General features: G+C 74.0%; 13 protein-coding genes. 8 read left to right on the forward strand and 5 right to left on the reverse strand.

The genetic code is table 11. From position 1 onward, the window contains the following. Positions 1-121 precede the first annotated feature (121 nt). From fxsA to ACIA5F_RS21555, 6 genes are all read left to right on the forward strand, one after another. A complete protein-coding gene (gene fxsA, locus ACIA5F_RS21530) occupies positions 122-286 on the forward strand; it encodes an FxSxx-COOH cyclophane-containing RiPP peptide (RefSeq protein WP_399355309.1) in 165 nt (54 codons plus the stop codon). A 29-nt stretch (positions 287-315) separates the two neighbouring features. Next, positions 316-2577, forward strand: coding sequence for a radical SAM/SPASM protein FxsBH, inactivated beta-hydroxylase extension form (fxsBH, locus tag ACIA5F_RS21535; RefSeq protein WP_399355311.1), 2262 nt, complete (start codon positions 316-318; stop codon positions 2575-2577). Continuing rightward, a complete protein-coding gene (locus ACIA5F_RS21540) occupies positions 2574-3509 on the forward strand; it encodes an aminoglycoside N(3)-acetyltransferase (protein ID WP_399355314.1) in 936 nt (311 codons plus the stop codon). Before fxsBH ends, ACIA5F_RS21540 begins: the two co-directional genes overlap by 4 nt. A gap of 45 nt (positions 3510-3554) precedes the next feature. Then, on the forward strand, positions 3555-4928 hold the full coding sequence (locus ACIA5F_RS21545; RefSeq protein ID WP_399355400.1) for a TIR-like protein FxsC: 1374 nt from the start codon (positions 3555-3557) through the stop codon (positions 4926-4928). Continuing rightward, positions 4912-8928 (forward strand): FxSxx-COOH system tetratricopeptide repeat protein, encoded by a 4017-nt coding sequence (gene fxsT, locus ACIA5F_RS21550; RefSeq protein WP_399355316.1) that lies wholly within the window; start codon positions 4912-4914, stop codon positions 8926-8928. The genes ACIA5F_RS21545 and fxsT overlap by 17 nt, the downstream gene beginning before the upstream one ends. Positions 8929-9035: 107 nt before the next feature. After that, positions 9036-9929 carry a DUF4231 domain-containing protein gene (locus ACIA5F_RS21555; protein WP_399355318.1) on the forward strand — a complete coding sequence of 298 codons (894 nt, stop codon included), beginning with the start codon at positions 9036-9038 and terminating at the stop codon, positions 9927-9929. A gap of 153 nt (positions 9930-10082) precedes the next feature. Here ACIA5F_RS21555 and ACIA5F_RS21560 read toward each other — a convergent pair whose 3' ends face one another. The 3 genes from ACIA5F_RS21560 to ACIA5F_RS21570 form a co-directional block, all read right to left on the reverse strand. Further along, positions 10083-10562 carry a hypothetical protein gene (locus ACIA5F_RS21560; RefSeq protein ID WP_399355320.1) on the reverse strand — a complete coding sequence of 160 codons (480 nt, stop codon included), beginning with the start codon at positions 10560-10562 and terminating at the stop codon, positions 10083-10085. Positions 10563-10653: 91 nt separating this feature from the next. Continuing rightward, positions 10654-11478 (reverse strand): S1 family peptidase, encoded by an 825-nt coding sequence (locus tag ACIA5F_RS21565; RefSeq protein WP_399355402.1) that lies wholly within the window; start codon positions 11476-11478, stop codon positions 10654-10656. 195 nt (positions 11479-11673) lie between these two features. Then, a complete protein-coding gene (locus ACIA5F_RS21570) occupies positions 11674-12531 on the reverse strand; it encodes a DUF1684 domain-containing protein (RefSeq protein ID WP_399355322.1) in 858 nt (285 codons plus the stop codon). Positions 12532-13282: 751 nt separating this feature from the next. Here ACIA5F_RS21570 and ACIA5F_RS21575 point away from each other — a divergent pair. After that, positions 13283-13729 (forward strand): cell division protein SepF, encoded by a 447-nt coding sequence (locus ACIA5F_RS21575; RefSeq protein ID WP_399355324.1) that lies wholly within the window; start codon positions 13283-13285, stop codon positions 13727-13729. Positions 13730-13765: 36 nt separating this feature from the next. Here the strand turns inward: ACIA5F_RS21575 and ACIA5F_RS21580 are convergent, their stop codons facing one another. Next, entirely contained in the window at positions 13766-14938 is a 1173-nt protein-coding gene (locus tag ACIA5F_RS21580) for an acyl-CoA dehydrogenase family protein (RefSeq protein WP_399355326.1), read from the reverse strand. Between the two features lie 264 nt (positions 14939-15202). After that, positions 15203-16996: an MFS transporter gene (locus tag ACIA5F_RS21585; RefSeq protein WP_399355328.1), complete on the reverse strand. Its 1794-nt coding sequence runs from the start codon at positions 16994-16996 to the stop codon at positions 15203-15205. 280 nt (positions 16997-17276) lie between these two features. Between ACIA5F_RS21585 and ACIA5F_RS21590 the strand changes: the two genes are divergently transcribed. Next, positions 17277-18392, forward strand: coding sequence for a glycosyltransferase family 39 protein (locus tag ACIA5F_RS21590; RefSeq protein ID WP_399355330.1), 1116 nt, complete (start codon positions 17277-17279; stop codon positions 18390-18392). The last annotated feature ends 47 nt before the right edge of the window (positions 18393-18439 follow it).

The raw sequence follows: 18439 nt of genomic DNA on the forward strand, positions 1-18439 counted from the left end.
ACCATGCGTCATGTCCAGCTTGCCGGTGGGGTGGGGCCGAGTAAAGTCGCCCCTTGACACCAGCATGTCGCTGTTGTCATTCACCTGCCCATTCCGTATGGGCTTCCCCAAGGACGGTGTCGTGAACACTTCCGCAACCCCCGCGGCCTCCACGGTCAAGACCCCCCGGGTCCCGCTCGACCGGATCGACGTGCGCAGCGCGTCCGCGGTCACGGCTCTCGGCCGCGTCCTTCCCTCGGAATCCGGGCGCCCGTCCGGGACCCCCCTCTTCAACTCCGCCCTCTGAGACCGGAGTACGCGCTCTAGACTGGTGGAATGACCGGCCTGATCGCTTTTCGCGAGATCGTCCTGAAAGTTCACAGCAGATGCGATCTCGCCTGTGATCATTGCTATGTCTACGAACACGCAGACCAGAGTTGGCGAGCCCGGCCGAAAGTGATCTCGCCCGAGGTCGTTTCCCGTACCGCGTCGCGGCTCGCCGAACACGCCCGCGCCCATGCGCTCCCTTCCGTCACGGTGATCCTGCACGGGGGAGAACCCCTCCTCGCGGGCCCCGGACGGCTCCGGCTCGTGTGCGAGGAATTCACCCGCGCGCTCGCGGGCACCGCCGCGCTCGATCTCCGTATCCACACCAATGGGCTCCAGCTCGGAACCCGTCATCTCGACCTCTTCGCCGAATACGGCGTCCGCGTCGGCATCTCCCTCGACGGGGACCGCGCCGCCAACGACCGCCACCGGCGTTTCGCGGACGGGCGCACCAGCCACCCGCTGGTCCTGGCCGCCGTCGCCCTGCTCCGTTCCGAGCCCTACCGCCACCTCTACCAGGGCCTGCTCTGCACCGTGGACGTGGCCAACGACCCCGTCGCCGTACTGGACGCGCTGGTCGGACTCGACCCCCCGCGCGTGGACTTCCTCCTCCCCCACTCCACCTGGGAGACGCCCCCGGCCCGCCCGGACGGCCTGCCCGACGCGTACGCGCGCTGGCTGCTGCGGGTCTTCGACCACTGGGAGCGGCTGGAGCGCCCGGTGCCCGTACGGCTCTTCTCCTCCCTGCTCTCCACCCTGCGCGGCGGCCCCAGCCTCACCGAGTCCCTCGGCCTCACCCCCACCGACCTCGTCGTGGTCGAGACCGACGGGAGCCTGGAGCAGGCCGACTCCCTCAAGAGCGCCTTCGACGGGGCGGCGGCCACCGGCTTCAACGTCTTCGACCACGCCTTCGACGAGGTCGCGGCCCATCCCGGGGTGCGCGCCCGGCAGCTGGGCCTGGCCGGTGTCAGCGCCGCGTGCCGCGCCTGCCCTGTCGTACGTTCGTGCGGCGGCGGGCTCTACACGCACCGCTACCGGAGCACCAACGGCTTCGACAACCCCTCCGTGTACTGCGCCGACCTGCGCGAGCTGGTGGACGGGGTCGAGGGCCGCACGGCGCTGCGGGAGACCGCCCCGGAGCTGACCGATCCCGCCGCGCTCGCCCGGTCCCAGCAGGAGCTGACCCGCGTCCTGCTGGCCCGGCTCCACGCGGACCTGGCGGCCGGGCCCGGCTGGGCGCGGGCCTGGGAGCTGCTGGCCGAGGTGGAGCGGGCCGGGGAGGCGGGCGCGGACGCGCTGGACGCCGTACTGGACCACCCGTTCACCCGGAGCTGGGTACTGGCCGCCCTGGACGCGGGGCGCGAGGGGCGCCGGGACGCCGGGCACGCCGGGCACGCCGCACGGAGGCTGACGGCGCTGGCCGCCGCGGCCGTGCTGCGGGGCGGGCTGGAACTGCCCGCCGAGGTGCTCTACCGGGACGGGGAGGTGTACCTGCCGACGCTGGGGCTGCTGCGGCTCGGGGAGCCCGGTACCGACGGCCGGGCCGCGCTGCGCGCCACCGACGAGGGGTACGCGGTACGGGACGGCCGCGCCGAGCACCGGTTCGGCCCCGCGCGGGGGGACGCGCGCTGGCAGCCCGTACGGCGCTGGTCGCCCGGCCCGGACGCGGCCCCGGTGGCCCTGGAGGACCTCGACCCGTACCGGAACTGCTTCGCCCGCCCGCCCCGGCTGCGGCTCGGCGCGGGCGAGGCCGAGGAGTGGCGGGTCAGGCTGGCCGGGGCGTGGGCGCTGCTGCGCGGGGCGGTGCCGGCGCAGGCGCGGGCGGGCGCCGCCGGGCTGACCACGCTGACCCCCCTGGCGGGCGGCCCCCGCTCGGGCGGCCGGGGCGAGGCGGGCCGGCACGGGCCGGGGGCGCTGGGGGTCCCGTACGCGGCCGGGACCCGGGAGACGGCGCTCGCGCTGCTGACCGGGGGACGCCGGGCCCGGCTCCGGGCGCTGACCGAGGTGGCCGACCTGTACGCGCTGGACGGCGAGTGGCAGCACCCGTCGCCGTGGCGGGAGCACCCGGTCCCGGTGTCGCGGCTGCTGGCCGACGCGCACGAGCAGGTGGCGGTGGAGGCGTACCTGCGGGCCACGGGGGACGCCGGACCGGGGGGCGCGGACCGGGTGCACCGCGCCCTGGACCGGCTGTCGGCCGCGGCCGAACTGACCGTCACCGGCAAGCGGCTGGTGGCGGAGCTGCGCCGGGAGCTGACGGAGGCCGGGGCATGAGTCCCCCGGCCTCCCCCGGCGCCCCGGCCCCACCTCCCGCCCCGTTCGCCCCTGCTCTCCCCCACACCCCGGCCTCCTCACCCGCCCCCGGTAACACGGCAGCCCCGGCCAACGTGCCCGGCTCCAGTGCCCCAACGGCCCCTGCCGCCCCGGCCGGCGCCCCCGCGCCGGGTGTCCGGCTGCGGCTGCCCGGAGTACGGCCCGGGGCGCGGCTCCTGGTGCACGCCTCCCTCGCCGGGACGGGACTGCGCGCCGGGCCGCTGCGCGACGCCCTGCTCGGGGCCCTCGGCCCGCACGGCACCCTGGTGGTCCCGGCCTTCACCCCGGCGAACTCCACCACCTCCACCGCCCACCTGGAGCGGATCGCCGGGCTCTCCGGGCCACAGGTGCGGGCCTTCCGCGCGCGGATGCCCGCCTTCGACCCGGCGCGCACCCCGAGCGAGGGCATGGGCGTCCTCGCCGAGGCGGTCCGCACCGCTCCGGGGGCCGTCCGCAGCGCCCATCCGCAGACCTCCTTCGCCGCCCTCGGGGCGGACGCGGAACGGCTCTGCGCCGGGCACCGGCTCGAAAGCCATCTGGGGGAGGACTCCCCTCTGGGAAAGCTGTGCCGGGAGGGGGGACAGGTACTCCTGATCAATGTGGGATTTTCGGTCTGTACCGCTTTCCATCTCGCGGAGTACCGAATTCCCGACCCCCCCTTGCGCATGTACGAGTGTGTGGTGAAGGTGAACCTTCCGGGGCGGCGGCGGGGGAAGGAGTGGAGGGGGTTCGAGGACGTCGTGCTGGACGACGGCGATTTCCCGGAGATCGGCAGGTCGTTCCCGGAGCCCCGGTTGCGCAGGGGGCGGGTGGGAGGGGCCCCGGCCGTGCTCTTCTCCGTCCCGGACGCCGTCGGTCACGCTCTTGACTGGATGGCCGGGAACAGACGCTGACCGACCGGACCGCGGGGGTGTCCTGCGCGGCGGCTGCCGGAAATGATGGTTCTTCGCTCGCATTCCTTTCGGGACGGGGGTCGTGTGCCCGCATCAGTGCAGCCGTACTTCTTTCTCAGTTACGCGCATACGCCACGGTTCGGAGCAGGCGGTCCCGATCCCGACATGTGGGTCGATCACCTCTTCCGCGACCTGTGCAGCCATGTCATGGCGCTGACCGATCTGCCCGCCGGGTCGGACGCCGGGTTCATGGACCGGGAGATCCGCAGCGGTGAGGGCTGGTCCGAACGGCTCGGGGCGGCGCTCGCCACCTGCCGGGTCTTCGTCCCGCTCTTCTCGCGCCGGTACTTCGCCAGCCAGATGTGCGGGAAGGAGTGGTTCGCCTTCGCACAGCGCGCCATCCGGCAGAGCGCGGTCAGCGACCGGCCGGCCGAGGCGATCGTGCCCGCGCTGTGGGTACCGGTCGCGCCCGCGCAACTGCCGCTCCCCGCCGAACGGCTGCAGTTCAACCACAACACCTTCGGCGAGCGGTACGTCACCGAGGGCTTCTACGGCCTGATCAAACTCCGCAGTTACGCCGAGGAGTACGAGCGGGCCGTCTACGAGCTGGCCAAACGGATCGTGCGGGTCGCCGAGTCCGTCCGCCTCGACTCCATCCGGCCCGTGGACTACCGGGTGGTGCCGAGCGCCTTCGGGCCCGCCGGCAGCGGCGCCCGCACCCTCCAGGTGACGGTGGCGGCGGCCTCCCGGCACGATCTGCCGGAGGGCCGCAGCCCCGAGTACTACGGGGAGAGCGCGCTGGAGTGGAACCCGTACCATCCGGCCTCCCGCAAGCCCGTCGCCGTCGTCGCCGAGGACCTGGTGCGCTCCCTCAACTACCAGACGACGCTGGCCTCCTTCGACGACGAGACCGGTCCCTTCGACACCAAGCAGCCGCCGGTCCGGCCGGAGATCCTGATCGTCGACCGCTGGTCGGTGCGGGACGAGCGGCGCAGGCGGCGGCTGGCCGCCTTCGACCAGGAGTCCCGGCCGTGGATCAACGTGGTCGTGCCGTGGAACCGCTCCGACCACCAGGGCCGGTCCAAGGAGAGCGAGCTGGCCCAGCGGCTGGAGGAGACCATGCCGGTGAAGATGGGACAGGGCCGGGCGGCCTGCCGGGCCGCCGCCAACGGGGTGGCCGACATGGAGACCCTCGGACAGATCCTGCCGCAGGTCGTCGAGGCCGCCGCCCAGCAGTTCCTCAGACACGCCCAGGTGTACCCGCCGACCAGCGGCACGCCCACCGAACGGCCCCGGCTGCTGGGGCCGATGGGGATGGACGGACCGCCCGCGCCACCCCCTCGGGCCCCCTTCCCGCCCGAGGCGCAGAGCGACCACGACGACACCGACCGGGGGGACGCGGATGACAGCCGACCGTGAAGGCCGTACCAGCGGTGACGACCGCGACAGCCGTGACAGCCGTGACGGACAGATCATCACCTTCTACTCGTACAAGGGCGGTACGGGCCGCACGATGGCGCTGGCCAACACCGCCTGGATACTCGCCGCCAACGGCAAGCGGGTGCTGGCCGTGGACTGGGACCTGGAGGCCCCGGGCCTGCACCGGTTCTTCCACCCCTTCCTCGACCCCTCCACCCTCGGCGCCACCACCGGGATCATCGACCTGATCGGCGAGTACGCCTGGGCGGCGACCAGCCCGGCGCAGCGCGCGGGCGACTGGCACAAGGACTACGCGCGCATCCGGCCGCACGCCGTCTCGCTCACCCCCGAGACCCTGGGCTGGGAGTTCCCGGACGGCGGCACCCTCGACTTCGTCTCGGCGGGCCGGCAGAACCGCGAGTACTCCGCGACCGTCTCCACCTTCGACTGGGACAACTTCTACGACCGGCTCGGCGGCGGCCTCTTCTTCGACGCCCTGCGCGCCGACATGAAGAGCGCCTACGACTACGTCCTGATCGACAGCCGGACCGGGCTCTCCGACATCGCGGACATCTGCACCGTCCACTTACCGGACGTCCTGGTCGACTGCTTCACCCTCTCCGACCAGTCCATCGACGGCGCCGCCGCCGTCGCCCGGCAGATCGACGAGCGGTTCCACGGCCGGGGCATCCGGATCTACCCGGTCCCGATGCGCATCGACGAGGGCGAGAAGGAGAAGGCCGACGCGGGCCGGGCACTGGCCCGGATCAAGTTCGACCGTTTCCCCGGCGGGCTCCTCGGGGACGAACTGACCTCCTACTGGGGCGCGGTGGAGATCCCGTACCGCCCCTACTACGCCTACGAGGAGACCCTGGCCACCTTCGGTGACGAGGCCGGGCTCACCAACTCCCTGCTCTCCGCCTTCGAACGGCTCACCGCCGTGGTCACCGAGGGCGCCGTCACCGCCATGCCGGCCGTCGGCGAGGAGGTGCGGCTGCGCATCCGGGACGCCTTCACCCGGCGCCGTCCGGCCCTGCCCGCCGACCTGTTCCTCTGCTACGTCGCCGAGAACCGGATGTGGGCCGACTGGATCGAGTCGGTGCTCACCCGGGCCGGTTTCCGGGTCGTGCCGAGGGACGTCTCCGCCGGGCCGGTCCCCGGGGCGGTCTCCGCCGGGTCCACCCTGGGCGGCGCGGGCCTCGGCCTCGACACCACCGCCGCCCGGACGGTGGTGCTGCTCTCCAGCGCCTACCTCAAGTCCGCGCGGGCCGTGGAGGTGTGGGAGCGCACGGCCGCCGAGGACCCGACCGGGGCCCGCCGCCGGCTGGTCCCCCTGCGCGTGGGCGACGTACGGCTGTCCACGCCCTACATCGACCGGAACCCGGTGGACCTCTTCCGCCTCGACGAGGCGCACGCCACCGCCGCCCTGCTGCGGGCGGTGGAGCGGGCGCCGGCCCTGCCCGACCCCGCGGGCGGCGCCCGGCCCGGCCCGCGGTTCCCGGGGACGGTCCCGAAGATCTGGAACGCGCCGCCCCGCAACCCGGGGTTCACCGGGCGCGGCATCGTCCTGGAGCGGATGCGCGACCGGCTCGGCGGCGGGATGGCCGTGGTGCTGCCGCAGCCGCAGACGCTGTACGGGCTGGGCGGTGTGGGCAAGACGCAGGTGGCGCTGGAGTACGTGCACCGGTTCATGGCCGACTACGACCTGGTGTGGTGGATCTCCTCGGAGCAGCCCGACGACGTGGTCGCCGCCCTCGCGGAGCTGGCCGTACGGCTGGGGGCGCAGACCGGCGAGGACATGTCGGCCGCGTCGCGGGAGGCGATCGACCTGCTGCGGCGCGGGGTGCCGTCCGCGCGCTGGCTGCTGGTCTTCGACAACGCCGACGACCCCGAGTCGCTCAAGCGGTACTTCCCGCCGGGCGGTCCGGGCCATGTCCTGGTGACCTCCCGCAACCAGTCCTGGTCGCAGTACGGTGACGCGCTCCCGGTGGACGTGTTCCTGCGCGAGGAGTCCGTGGAGCACCTGCGGCGCCGGGCCCCCGGGCTCTCCGGGGACGACGCGGAGCAGGTGGCCGTCGCGGTGGGGGACCTGCCGCTGGCCGTCGAGCAGGCGGGCGCCTGGATCGCGGAGACCGCGACCCCGGTCCCGGCGTACATCGAGCAGCTCGCCCGGCAGGCCGCCCGGGTCCTGGCGCTCAACCAGCCGCCCGGCTATCCGGAGCCGGTGGCCGCCACCTGGAACGTGTCCATCGAACGGCTCCAGTCCCGCTCCCCCGCGGCCGTGCGCCTCCTCCAGCTGTGCGCCTTCTTCGCGCCGGAGCCGATCTCGGCCAACCTCCTCTACAGCAAGGAGATGATCGACGCCCTCAAGCCGTACGACGCCTCCCTCCAGGAGAAGCTCGTGCTCGGCCGGGTGATCCGGGAGATCGGCCGGTTCGCGCTGGCCAAGGTCGACCAGGTCGGCAACAGCATCCAGGTGCACCGGCTGGTGCAGGCGGTGATCCGGGCGCAGCTCTCCGAGGAGGAGCAGCGCGAGGCCCGGCACGCGGTGCACCGCATCCTGGCGGGTGCCCGGCCGGACGACGACGAGCCGATCGACAATCCGGAGACCTGGCCCCGGTTCACCACCATCTGGCCGCACCTGGCGCCCTCGGAGGCCCGGTTCTGCAAGGAGCCGGAGACGCGCCGGCTCCTGATCGACCGGGTGCGGTACCTGTGGAAGCGCGGCGACTTCAAGGCCGCCCACCAGCTCGGCGAGGAGCTGCGCGAGGACTGGAAGGAGACGCTCGGCGGCGACGACCTCCAGTACCTGTACCTGCGGTTCCACCTCTCCAACATCCTGCGCTCGCAGGGCCGGTTCGTGGAGGCGATGGAGCTGGACGAGGTCACCCTGGAGCGGCAGCGGGCCGCGCTGGGGCCCTCGCACCCGCACACGTACATGACCACGAGCGGGCTGGCGATGGACCTGGGCGCGATGGGCCGCTACGGGGAGGCGATGGAGCTGGCGACGGCCGCGCACGAGGGGTTCGGCCAGATCTTCCACGAGGCGCACCCGCGCACCCTGGCCGCCGCGAACAACCTGGCCCTGAACCTGCGGATGGTCGGGCGGTACGCGCGGGCCCGGGAGATCGACCAGGAGGTCTTCGACCGGCGCACCGAGGTGCTGGGGCCGGAGCACCCGTACACCCTGTCCTCGGCGCAGAACCTCGCCCGCGACCTGCGCGAGGTGGGCCGGTACGACGATTCGGTGCAGTTGCTGGGCCGGACGTACGAGATCTACAAGCGGACGCTGGGCCGGGCCTTCCCGGGCACCCTGTCGGCGGCGAAGAACCTGGCGGTCTCGCTGCGCCGGGCGGGGGACCTCCAGGACGCGCTGCGGCTGACGACGGCGACCCGCAACCGCTACCGGGCCAAGTACACCTCGGTCAACCCTGACCTGCTGGCCTGCGACCTGAACCTGGCCTCGGACCTGTTCGCGACCGGTGACCCGGACGGGGCGCGGGACCTGGCGCGGGAGGTGGTGGACGAGTACGTGAAGGTGCCGGGCGAGCGGCACCCGTACACGCTGGCGGCGGTCAACAACCTGGCGGTCTTCCACTGGGGCGCGGGGGACGCGGGGGCGGCCGAGCCGATGCTGCGCCGAACGGTCCGCCTGATGCGGGAGGTCCTCGGCGACGAGCACCCGCACACCGTCTTCACCGATCTCAACCTGGCCAACGTCCTCGCCGCCCTGGGTGATCCGCGGGGGGCCCTGGAACTGGAGCGGCTCGCGGTGGCGCGGCTGCGCGAGGCGCTGGGGGCGCACCACCCGGAGACGCTGGCGAGCGCCTCGAACATGGCGGTCAGCCTGGACGCGCTGGGCCACGAGCAGGAGGCGGCCCGGGTCCGCGCCGAGGCGGTGGCCGAACTGACCAGGCTCCTCGGCGAGGAGCACGGGCTGACCCGTTACGCCCGCGACGAGCGCCGGGTCCACCGGGACCTGGAACCGCTCGCGGTGTGATCCGTACCGGGCGGTGGGGCGCGTTTCCCCGCCGCCCGGCCGTCCGCACCCCGGCCGCCCGCCGACGGGCGGCCCGACAGCTGACTGGGGGCGCTGTGACCGACAGCATGACCTTTCACAACGAGGACCTGCCCGGGCTCTTCCACCACACCGACCGGGCGGCGATCTCCCGGCAGCGCGAGTCGGCCCGGGCCACGCGGGCGCAGCTGGTGCTGCTGGTGGTGGCCGCCGGGGCCGCCGCCCTGCCCTCGGGGCCCGCGCTGGGCTCGTCGCGCCTGTTCGGGCTGGTGAGCGTGGCCGCGTACGCCGGGGTGCTGGCCGTGGGCGCGCGGTCGACCAGGCGCCGGGCCCGTCCGCAGTGGCAGCTCAACCGCAGCGCGGCGGAGTTCGTCAAGTCCCTGGCCTGGCGGTACGCGGTGCACGGGGCGCCGCTGGGCAGCGATGCCGCAGATCCGGACGCGGTGTACCGGGCGCGGCTGGAGGCGGGTCTGGACGAGCTGCGCAAGATGGGCTGGGAGGACCCGCGCGGCGGGGCGGTGCCGGCGGGCGGTGAGATCACCGCCGCGATGCGCCGGCTGCGCGGGCTGGGCTACCGGCTCCGGCGGGAGACGTACGTCCGGGACCGGCTGATCGAGCAGCGCACCTGGTACCGGCGGCGGACGGAGGTCTCCCGGCGGGCGACCGCGCTGTGGTCGTGGACGATCGTGGCGCTGACCTGTCTGGCGCTGCTGTTCGCGCTCCTGGGGTCGTTCGGGTCGGGTCCGGGACCGGGGCTGACGGGGCTGCTGAGCGCGGCGGCGGCGGCCGGGATCGCCTGGAACGAGGTGCGCCGCCACCATCCGCTGATCGAGGCGCACACGCTGGTCGAGCAGGACCTGGCGGCGATGATGGTGGTGATGCAGACGACCGTCACCGAGGCCCAGTGGCCGTCCGCCGTCTACGAGACCGAGCGGTACGTCTCCCCGCAGCACACGGACTGGCTGGCCCGGCACAGCAGCTGACGGACGGTCTCGCGCACGGACCGCGCACGAGCCGCGTACGGGGGCCCGTGCGCGGCGGGCCGGGCGGGCGGCCGGGGTGGCGCGGCCCGGCGGGCGGGCCGGGGGCGCGTGCGGGGCGGTCGCGGCGCGGCCGTGCGCCGGGCCGGTCGCGGGTCAGTCGCGGGCCACGCCCTCGCGCCAGACGACGGTGACGGGCTTCCCGAGCGCCCGCGCGTAGGCGACGATCTCGCCGGTCCCGCCGTGTCCCCGGGCGGGCAGGCCGTCCCAGACGGCGACGAGCCGGTCGCAGGAGTCGGCGATGTAGGTGCCGGCGGCGTAGTACGCCTCGTCGGTGGAGCGGGCGAAGTCCATCCGGACCTCCTGGGTGGCCCGGTGCCTGAGCCACCGGTAGTGGGCCAGGGCCCCGGCGTCCGCGAAGCCGTCCTCGTAGTCCCCGCTGGGGATCACCGCGGTGAGGTCGGCGCCGCACTCCAGGGCGATGTCGGCGAAGAGCTGGTCCGCTCCCTCGGCGAGGCTGGAGAAGGCCTCCAGCGGCCCGCCCTGCCCGGCCAGGACGGCCCGCAGGCCCCTCTCCACGTGGCCGAGCGCCTCACCGGGGATCGACCGGTGTCCGGTCACGCCGATGCGTTTCATACGCGGAACCTCCCCCGGGAAACACCCCTGGACATCGTCCCAGAAGGCGGGAGGACGTCCAGGGGTGCGGCGGGGGCGCGTGGGCCTACGGTCAGTAGACGCTGACCCCGTAGGCGTTCAGGGCCTCGACCACGGGCTGGAAGTAGGTGGTCCCGCCCGAGGAGCAGTTGCCGCTGCCGCCGGAGGTGAGGCCGACCGCGCGGGAGCCCGAGTAGAGCGGGCCGCCGCTGTCACCGGGTTCGGCGCAGACGTTGGTGCGGATCATGCCGTAGACGACGTCGCCGTTGCCGTAGTTGACGGTGGCGTTGAGGCCGGTGACCTGGCCGCTGTGGGTGCCGGTGGTCGAGCCGCGCCGGGTGACCTGCATGCCGTTGGTGGCGTCGACGGCGCTGGTGATGTCCTGGCCGCCGACGGTGCCCGGCGGCTCCGGGGTGCTGCTGGCGTAGCGGACGAGGCCGTAGTCGTTGACCGGGAAGCTGGTGCCGGCGGTCGGGCCGATCACGGTGGTGCGGGCGGAATTGGCCCACCAGGTGCCGGCGCCGTCGGTACAGTGCCCGGCGGTGAGCACGTAGTACGTACTGCCGCTGCGGACGTTGAAGCCGAGCGAGCAGCGCCAGCTCGTCGCGTAGATGGCGTCGCCGCCGGTGAGCAGTTTGGTCAGCTTGCCCGGGGTGCGCTCGATCCTCAGGGCCCCGGCGTCGGGACCGGCCTCGCGCGTGATCCGCGCGAGGGCGGCGGCGGAGACGGTGGAGTCCGCGGTGACCACGAGGGTCCCGTTGACGGGGTCGGTGTGCCAGGCGGTCCCGGCGACGTCGGCCCGCAGGACGGATGCCCCGGCCGAGGCGAGCCGGTCGGCGCTGAAGCCACCGCTCGGGGTGTCTGCGGTGGCCACGGTGGGCGCGGCGAGGGCGGCCATGGCGGCCAGCCCGGTCGTCACGGCCAGCAGCCTGGTACGGGTGATGCTTCTGATCCTCACTTCTCGTCCTCCAGGAAGGGGTCGGGGGGCCCGGCCTTCGTGGGGTGCCCGGGCCCGTGAGGCGCAGTCGGGGGCATGGCGGGCGCACGCATTCCCGCCGTGCTCCTGACAAGCACTGACGGGAGTGTGCTGGCGTCAGATACCGGTAGCAAGGGCGCCTTTCAGCCTCCGTTCACCCGCCTCGACCGCGAACGGCAGGGTGTTCCCGGGGGGTGGGAAGGGACAGATGAAGTGGTCCGCGAAGGCGCAGGGCGGCAGCAGGGCCCGGTTGAGGTCGACGGTGACCGAGCCGTCCGGGGCCGGGACGCCCGGCCGCAGGAAGCGGAAGCGGTAGCTGGTGCGCCCGCCGGTGGCATCGCCGAAGACGGCCCAGAGGCTGCCGTCGACCTCGTCCACGGCGACCTGGAGGGTGTGCTCGACGCCTTCGAAGGCGAAGTCCAGTTCGCCGCCGAGGTCGAGCCCGCGCGCCCGCCCGTCCGCGTTCTCCACCTGGACGGTCCGGTCCCCGCCGTACGGCCGGAAGCGGCCCGGCAGGGCGAAGGCCGGGTCGTACGGGGTGGCCTCGATGCCGGTGAAGGCGCGGCGGGCGGGTGCGGCGGGGTCGAAGACGCGGACCGCCCACTCCCCTTCCCGCCGGATCACGACGAGCCTCACCTCGCCCGCGGCGAGCCGGGAGTGCGCGGGCGGGCCCTCGTCGGCGGCGAGGACGGCGGACCCGGTGAAGGGCTCGTCGTCGAGGCGCAGACCGTCCTCGGGGGCGGCGGTCAGGCTCACTCCGCCGTCGGTGGCGCGCCAGCGCCCCGGAACGGCCGGAATTCGACCTGCCGGGTGGTCGGCGAGCCAGTGGGTGCCGGTGAGGGAGAGGGGGCCGTCGGGGGCGGACACGATGGCCACCCGGTGCTCGTGCCACTCCTGCCAGGCCGTGCGGCCGGCGGGGACTTCGGGGCCGGTGGGGGCTGTGGTGCCGAGGGGATCTGCGGGGTCGTCGCTCATGCCGGTCAACCCTTCCACACCGGTCCGGGCGGGAACCGCGCGGTACGCCGTCCGGTCCCGCCGCCGTCCGACGGGCCTTCGGCCGCCACGGCCCCCGGGGAGGGGGCGGGCGCGGCGGCGCCGCGTGGACGTCCGGCCGGGGTCGCGGTAGGGGGTGGCGGGCGGACCGGTGCGGCCCCGCCCGGCGGGTGCGGGCACCCCGGCCGCGGCCCTCGTCGCGCGCGGCGGACGGGCGGCGGGCGCGTGGCGGGCGGAGGCGGACGGTGGCCCGCCGGGAGGCCGGCACGGGCCCGGACCGGGTCCGCGTCAGCACGGCTACGGCTCACCCTGTCGCCATTGGTGACGAACCCTCACGAATGGGTTACGGCGGACCGAAGCACCCATCCGGGTACACAGGAGCGGGCCGCGCCACCGGCTCACCCCCACCCTTCCGACCAATGCGGACAAAAATGGATGAGCCATGACGACCCACCCTCCCCGTGCACCGCACAGGGACCCCCCGGGCGTCACATCGAGCCATGCCCTTCACTCGTACGGCTGAATCAGTCACCCGTACGGAAGCAGTGGTCGTATTTTCACTCAGTCAGCAGCGGTAGCCGCCGAAATCCTTGGCCGCGCACCGGATGTTCTGCACCAGTACCGTCACGAAACCCCTGCACGGCGACTATCCACTTGGCGCGTTGTCAGCATGATGAACGACCATAGGGGCAGCGGATACGAAGACAACTGACCTCGGTGAAAGGAGGCGTCCATGGGTTCGGTACGCAAGGCGAGTGCCTGGCTGGGTCTCGTGGAGGACAACGACGAGCGTTACTACGACGACGACTACGCGGAGGCGGCCCAGGGTTCGGTGGCCGGCCGCGGTGAGCAGTGGGTCACCGACGCGCGGGTCAAGGTGGCCTCCGAGTCGGCCGTCGAGCAGGGCCGGCGGATCGCGACGGTGACCCCGGACGGCTTCCGTGACGCGCGGGGCATCGGCGAGCTGTTCCGCGAGGGCGTCCCGGTGATCGTCAACCTGTCGTCGATGGACCCGGGCGACGCGAAGCGCGTGGTCGACTTCGCGGCCGGGCTGACCTTCGGACTGCACGGCTCGATCGAGCGGGTGGCCACCAGGGTCTTCCTGCTGACCCCGGCCGACACCCAGATCGTGAGCGGCGAGGCCGGCGGCCGTTCCCGTGACTTCTTCAACCAGAGCTGAGTCCGGGGGCACCTCCCAGCGGTAGCTGGGGGACCCTCACCGGAAGGCGTCCAGACCGGTGAGCGCCTTGCCCAGGACCAGCTGGTGCATCTCGACGGTGCCCTCGTAGGTGAGGACCGATTCGAGGTTGGTGGCGTGCCGCATGACGGGGTATTCGAGCGAGATCCCGTTCGCGCCCAGGATGGTCCGCGCGGTCCGGCAGATCTCGATGGCCTCGCGGACGTTGTTGAGTTTGCCGAAGCTGATCTGTTCCGGCCGCAGGGTGCCCGCGTCCATCCGCCGGCCCAGGTGGTGGGCGAGCAGGAGGCCCTTGTGGAGCTCCAGCGCCATGTCCGCGAGCTTGGCCTGGGTGAGCTGGAAACCGCCGATCGGCTTCCCGAACTGCTCCCGCGTCCTCGCGTACCCGAGCGCGGACTCGAAACTGGCGCGCGCCGCGCCCATCGACCCCCAGATGATCCCGTACCGCGCGTGGCTGAGACAGCCGAGCGGCCCCTTGAGCCCGGTGACGCCCGGGAGGACGGCGTCCGCGGGCAGCCGTACGCCGTCCAGCACGAGTTCGCTGGTCACCGAGGCGCGCAGCGACCACTTGTGCGTGATCTCGGGGGCGCTGAAACCGGGACTGCCGGTGGGGACGACGAAGCCCCTGATCCCCTCGTCGGTCCGGGCCCACACCACGGCGACGGCCGCCACCGAGCCGTTGGTGATCCACATCTTGCGCCCGTTGATCACCCAGTCGGTGCCCTCGCGCTTCGCGTACGTGCGCATCGCGGCGGGGTCGGAGCCGGCGTCGGGCTCGGTCAGCCCGAAGCAGCCGATCAGCTCACCGGCGGCCATGCCGGGCAGCCAGCGCCGTTTCTGCTCCTCGGAGCCGTACTTCCAGATCGCGTACATGGCGAGGGAGCCCTGTACGGAGACCAGCGAGCGGATGCCGGAGTCGGCGGCCTCCAGTTCCAGGCAGGTGAGGCCGTACTGCACGGCGCTGGCGCCCGCGCACCCGTAGCCCGTCAGGGACATGCCGAGCGCGCCGAGGGAGCCGAGTTCGCGGGCCAGCTCGCGGATGCCGGGGAGTTCGCCGCTCTCGTACCACCCGGCGACGTACGGGAGCACCCGGTCGGCGGCCCAGTCCCGGACGGTGTCGCGGATCGCGAGGTCCTCGGGGCCGAGCAGCTCGTCGAGGCCGAGCGGGTCGTGGGGCAGGAACGCGGACACGGGGCCTCCCGGCGGCCTGGGACGGTCGGGGTCCCCGGCCTGCCCGGCCGGCGGAACCCGGCAGCGCGTCGCGTGCGCCGCCGCGCCGACGCTAGACGCCAGGCTCCCCCCGCGTCCACCCCTCCCCACCGGCCACACCCGGCCCGCCCGGCCGGAGTCCGGGCGCCAGGACCCGTCCTGACGGACCGCCACCGGGGCGGAAGGGGGCCGGAGCCCCGACGGACCGGCCGTCACGACGGGTACGGGCGGCGGGCGGGCGCGGGGTCAGCGGGGGCGGTGCGAAAGGCCGACGGCGGACGGGTCCGCCTGGGCCGGGGAGGCGAACGTCGCGGCGCACGGGGCGGCGGCCCCGCCGGGGCCCTGGGCGGACGGCCCGTCGGCGGGGTACGGGCCGGTCGCCGTGCCCGGCTGCGCGGGAACCCGTACGGTGCCCCGGCCCGGGATCTCGGCCTCGCCCTCGGTCCCGGCCTCGCCGTTGGCGGGGTCGCCCTTGGCCGGGTCGCCGCACTCCATGGCCCTCGGCAGCTTCAGTGCCATCACGGCGCCGGCCAGCAGCAGCCCGGCGCTGACCACGAGCGTGACGTGCAGCCCGTGGACGAAGGAGTGGCGGGCCGCGGCGTGCAGGGCCTCACCCGCCGGACCGCCGAGCCGGGCGGCGATCTGGTACGCCTCGCCGAGGGAGTTGGCGGCGCCCGCGGACTCCGCCTCCGAGACCCCCGGCACCCCCGCGAGCCCCGGCGCGTACGCCGCGTTCATCACGCTGCCGAGCAGGGCGATGCCCATGCCCGCGCCGAGCTGGTAGGAGGTCTCGCCGATCGAGGCGGCGCCACCCGCGGTGGCCGCCGGGGCCTCGCTGAGCATGGACTCGTACGCGGCGAACAGCGTCGTCTGGAGTCCGAAGCCGAGCAGGACGAAGCCGACGGTGAGCAGGACGGGCCGGTCCTCCAGACCCATGAACGTCAGCAGCAGCACGGCGAAGGCGGTGAGCAGGAAGCCCAGCGAGACCATCGTGCGCGGCCCGGTCCGGGACAGCGTGTAGGAGCCGGTGGCGCCCGCGGCCATCGCGGCGAAGGTGAGCGGCAGCAGCCGCAGGCCGGTCTCCAGCGGGCTCAGGTGCAGCACCAGCTGGAGGTACTGGACGGCGATCAGCTCCAGGCCGACCAGGGCCAGCATGGCCAGCACGATGCAGCCGACCGAGGTGGAGAAGGCGGCCCGCGAGAACATCCGCATGTCGATCAGCGGGTGCTCGCGGCGTTTCTGCCGCCGGACGAAGAGGATCAGCAGGGCCGCGCCGATCGCCAGCGGGGCCAGCGCCTGGGGGTCGAGGAAGTCCCGTTCGGCGCCCAGCCGCTTGATGCCGAGCACGGAGCCCAGCACGCCGGCCGCGGCCATCAGCGCGCCGAGCACGTCCCACGGGCCGTCCGAGGAGCCCTTGGACTCGGGCAGCAGCCAGCGTCCCAGCGGCAGGATCAGGGCCATCAGCGGGATGTTGATGAGGAAGACCGAGCCCCACCAGTAGTGCTGGACGAGGAAGCCGCCGAGGACGGGTCCACTGGCCGCGCCGATGGCGGCGACAGCGGTCCAGATGCCGATGGCCAGGGCCCGTTCCCGCCGGTCGGGGAAGACCTGGCGCAGGATCGACAGGGTGGCGGGCATGATCATCGCGCCGCCGATGCCGAGCAGGGCGCGGGCGGCGATGAGGAGCTGGGCGTCGTCGGCGAAGGCCGCTATGGCCGAGGCGACGCCGAAGAGCCCGTAGCCGAGGAGGAGGATCCGGCGGCGGCCCACCCGGTCGCCGAGGGTGCCGAAGAGGATCAGCAGCGCGGCGCAGACCAGCGGGTAGGCGTCGACGATCCAGAGGAGTTCGATCGAGCCGGGGCGCAGGTCCTCGGTGACGGCGGGGACGGCGACGTGCAGGATCGTCGCGTCGAGCGCGACGAGGACCAGACTGACGCAGAGGACCGCCAGGACGACCCAGCGGTTGGCCCCGCCGGAGGCCGCGCCGATCCGCTGCCGGAGGGAAGGGGTCCTGGCGTCGGCCACGTTCTTCCCCGACATGCATGTACCTCCCAGATGATCCCTCGCACCCGGCGGACCAGCGTCTTGTGGAGCCACGGGGGTGATGTGCTGTGCGGCGTCCTACGGGGTCCGGCATCGACACGCGAGTGGACGGTCAGCGTACGCGAGTTCGTCTGTCCCACACGTGGCCAAGCTCTCATCCCGGCGCCGCCCGCGGTGTGGTGTGCGCCACTCGGCCCGCCTCCCGGTTCCCCCGCGTGCGCGTGCGCTCACACCCCGTGGTTCCCGCCGTGGCCGTGGGCCCGCGCCACCGATAATCATGCCTGTGAAAGATCTTGGATTTCGCCGGGCCGCGCCCGCGCTGGCCGTCTTCGCCGCGGTCCGGCTGCTCGGGCTGACCGTGCTCGCGGTGTGGACGGCGGTGGCCGGGACCAGCGCGCACACGCTGCTGTCGGCCCGCTGGGACTCCCTCTGGTACGCCCGGATCGCCGCGCGGGGGTACGGGTACGAGGTGGTCCTCCCCAACGGTGACGTCCACTCGAACCTGGCCTTCTTCCCGCTGCTGCCCTGGCTGGAGCGGCTGGTGGCGGCGGGGAGCGGGCTCTCGCACGGCTCGGCGGGGCTGGTGGTCTCGGCGGTGGCGGGGCTCGCCGCGGCCTGGGGGATCTTCGCGGTGGCGGACTCCCTGTACGGCCGCCGGGTGGGGGTGCTGGCGGTGGCGGCCTGGGCGGCGCTGCCCGTCGGGATCGTGCAGTCCATGGCGTACAGCGAGTCCCTCTTCACGGCGCTGGCCGCCTGGGCGCTCCACGGGGCCCTGCGCGGCCGGTGGCTGACGGCGGGTCTGCTCGCGGCCGGAGCCGGGCTGACCCGCCCGGTCGGGGCCGCGGTGGTGGTGGCGGTGTGGGTGGCCGTGGCACTGGCGCTGCGGCGCGGGGAGCGGTCGTGGCGGGCGGTGGCGGGCGCGCTGCTGGCTCCGCTGGGGGCCGGGGCGTACGTGCTGTGGGTCGGTGCGCGGACGGGCGGCGGGCTGTTCGGCTACCTGGACGTGCAGGCCGGCTGGGGCAACGGCTTCGACGGCGGCTGGGCCTTCGCCCGTTTCGTCGGGGCGAAGCTGGCCTCCTCCGCCTTCCTGGCCGGGGTCGGGCTGGTCGTGGGCGTCGCCCTGGTGCTGTGGCTGTACGCGCTCTGCGTACGGCAGCGGCAGCCGGCCGTGCTGCTCGTGTACGCCGGGATCGTGGTGGCGCTGGCGCTGTGCGCCTCGGGGTACTTCGGCTCCAAGCCCCGGCTGCTGCTGCCGGCCTTCCCGCTGATGCTGCCCGTGGCGGTGGGGCTGGCCCGGTGGCGCACCGGCCGGGCGGCGCTGACGCTGGGCGCGGTGGCGCTGGCCTCGGCGGTCTACGGGGCGTTCTGGCTGGGCGGCTCGGGGCCGCCGTAGGGCTCGGCAGGGCTTCCCGCGGCGCCGGTCCGGGGCGGGTGACCGGC

Origin of the sequence: Streptomyces sp. NPDC051567, assembly GCF_044454165.1 — a bacterium.
Taxonomy (GTDB): Bacteria; Actinomycetota; Actinomycetes; order Streptomycetales; family Streptomycetaceae; genus Streptomyces.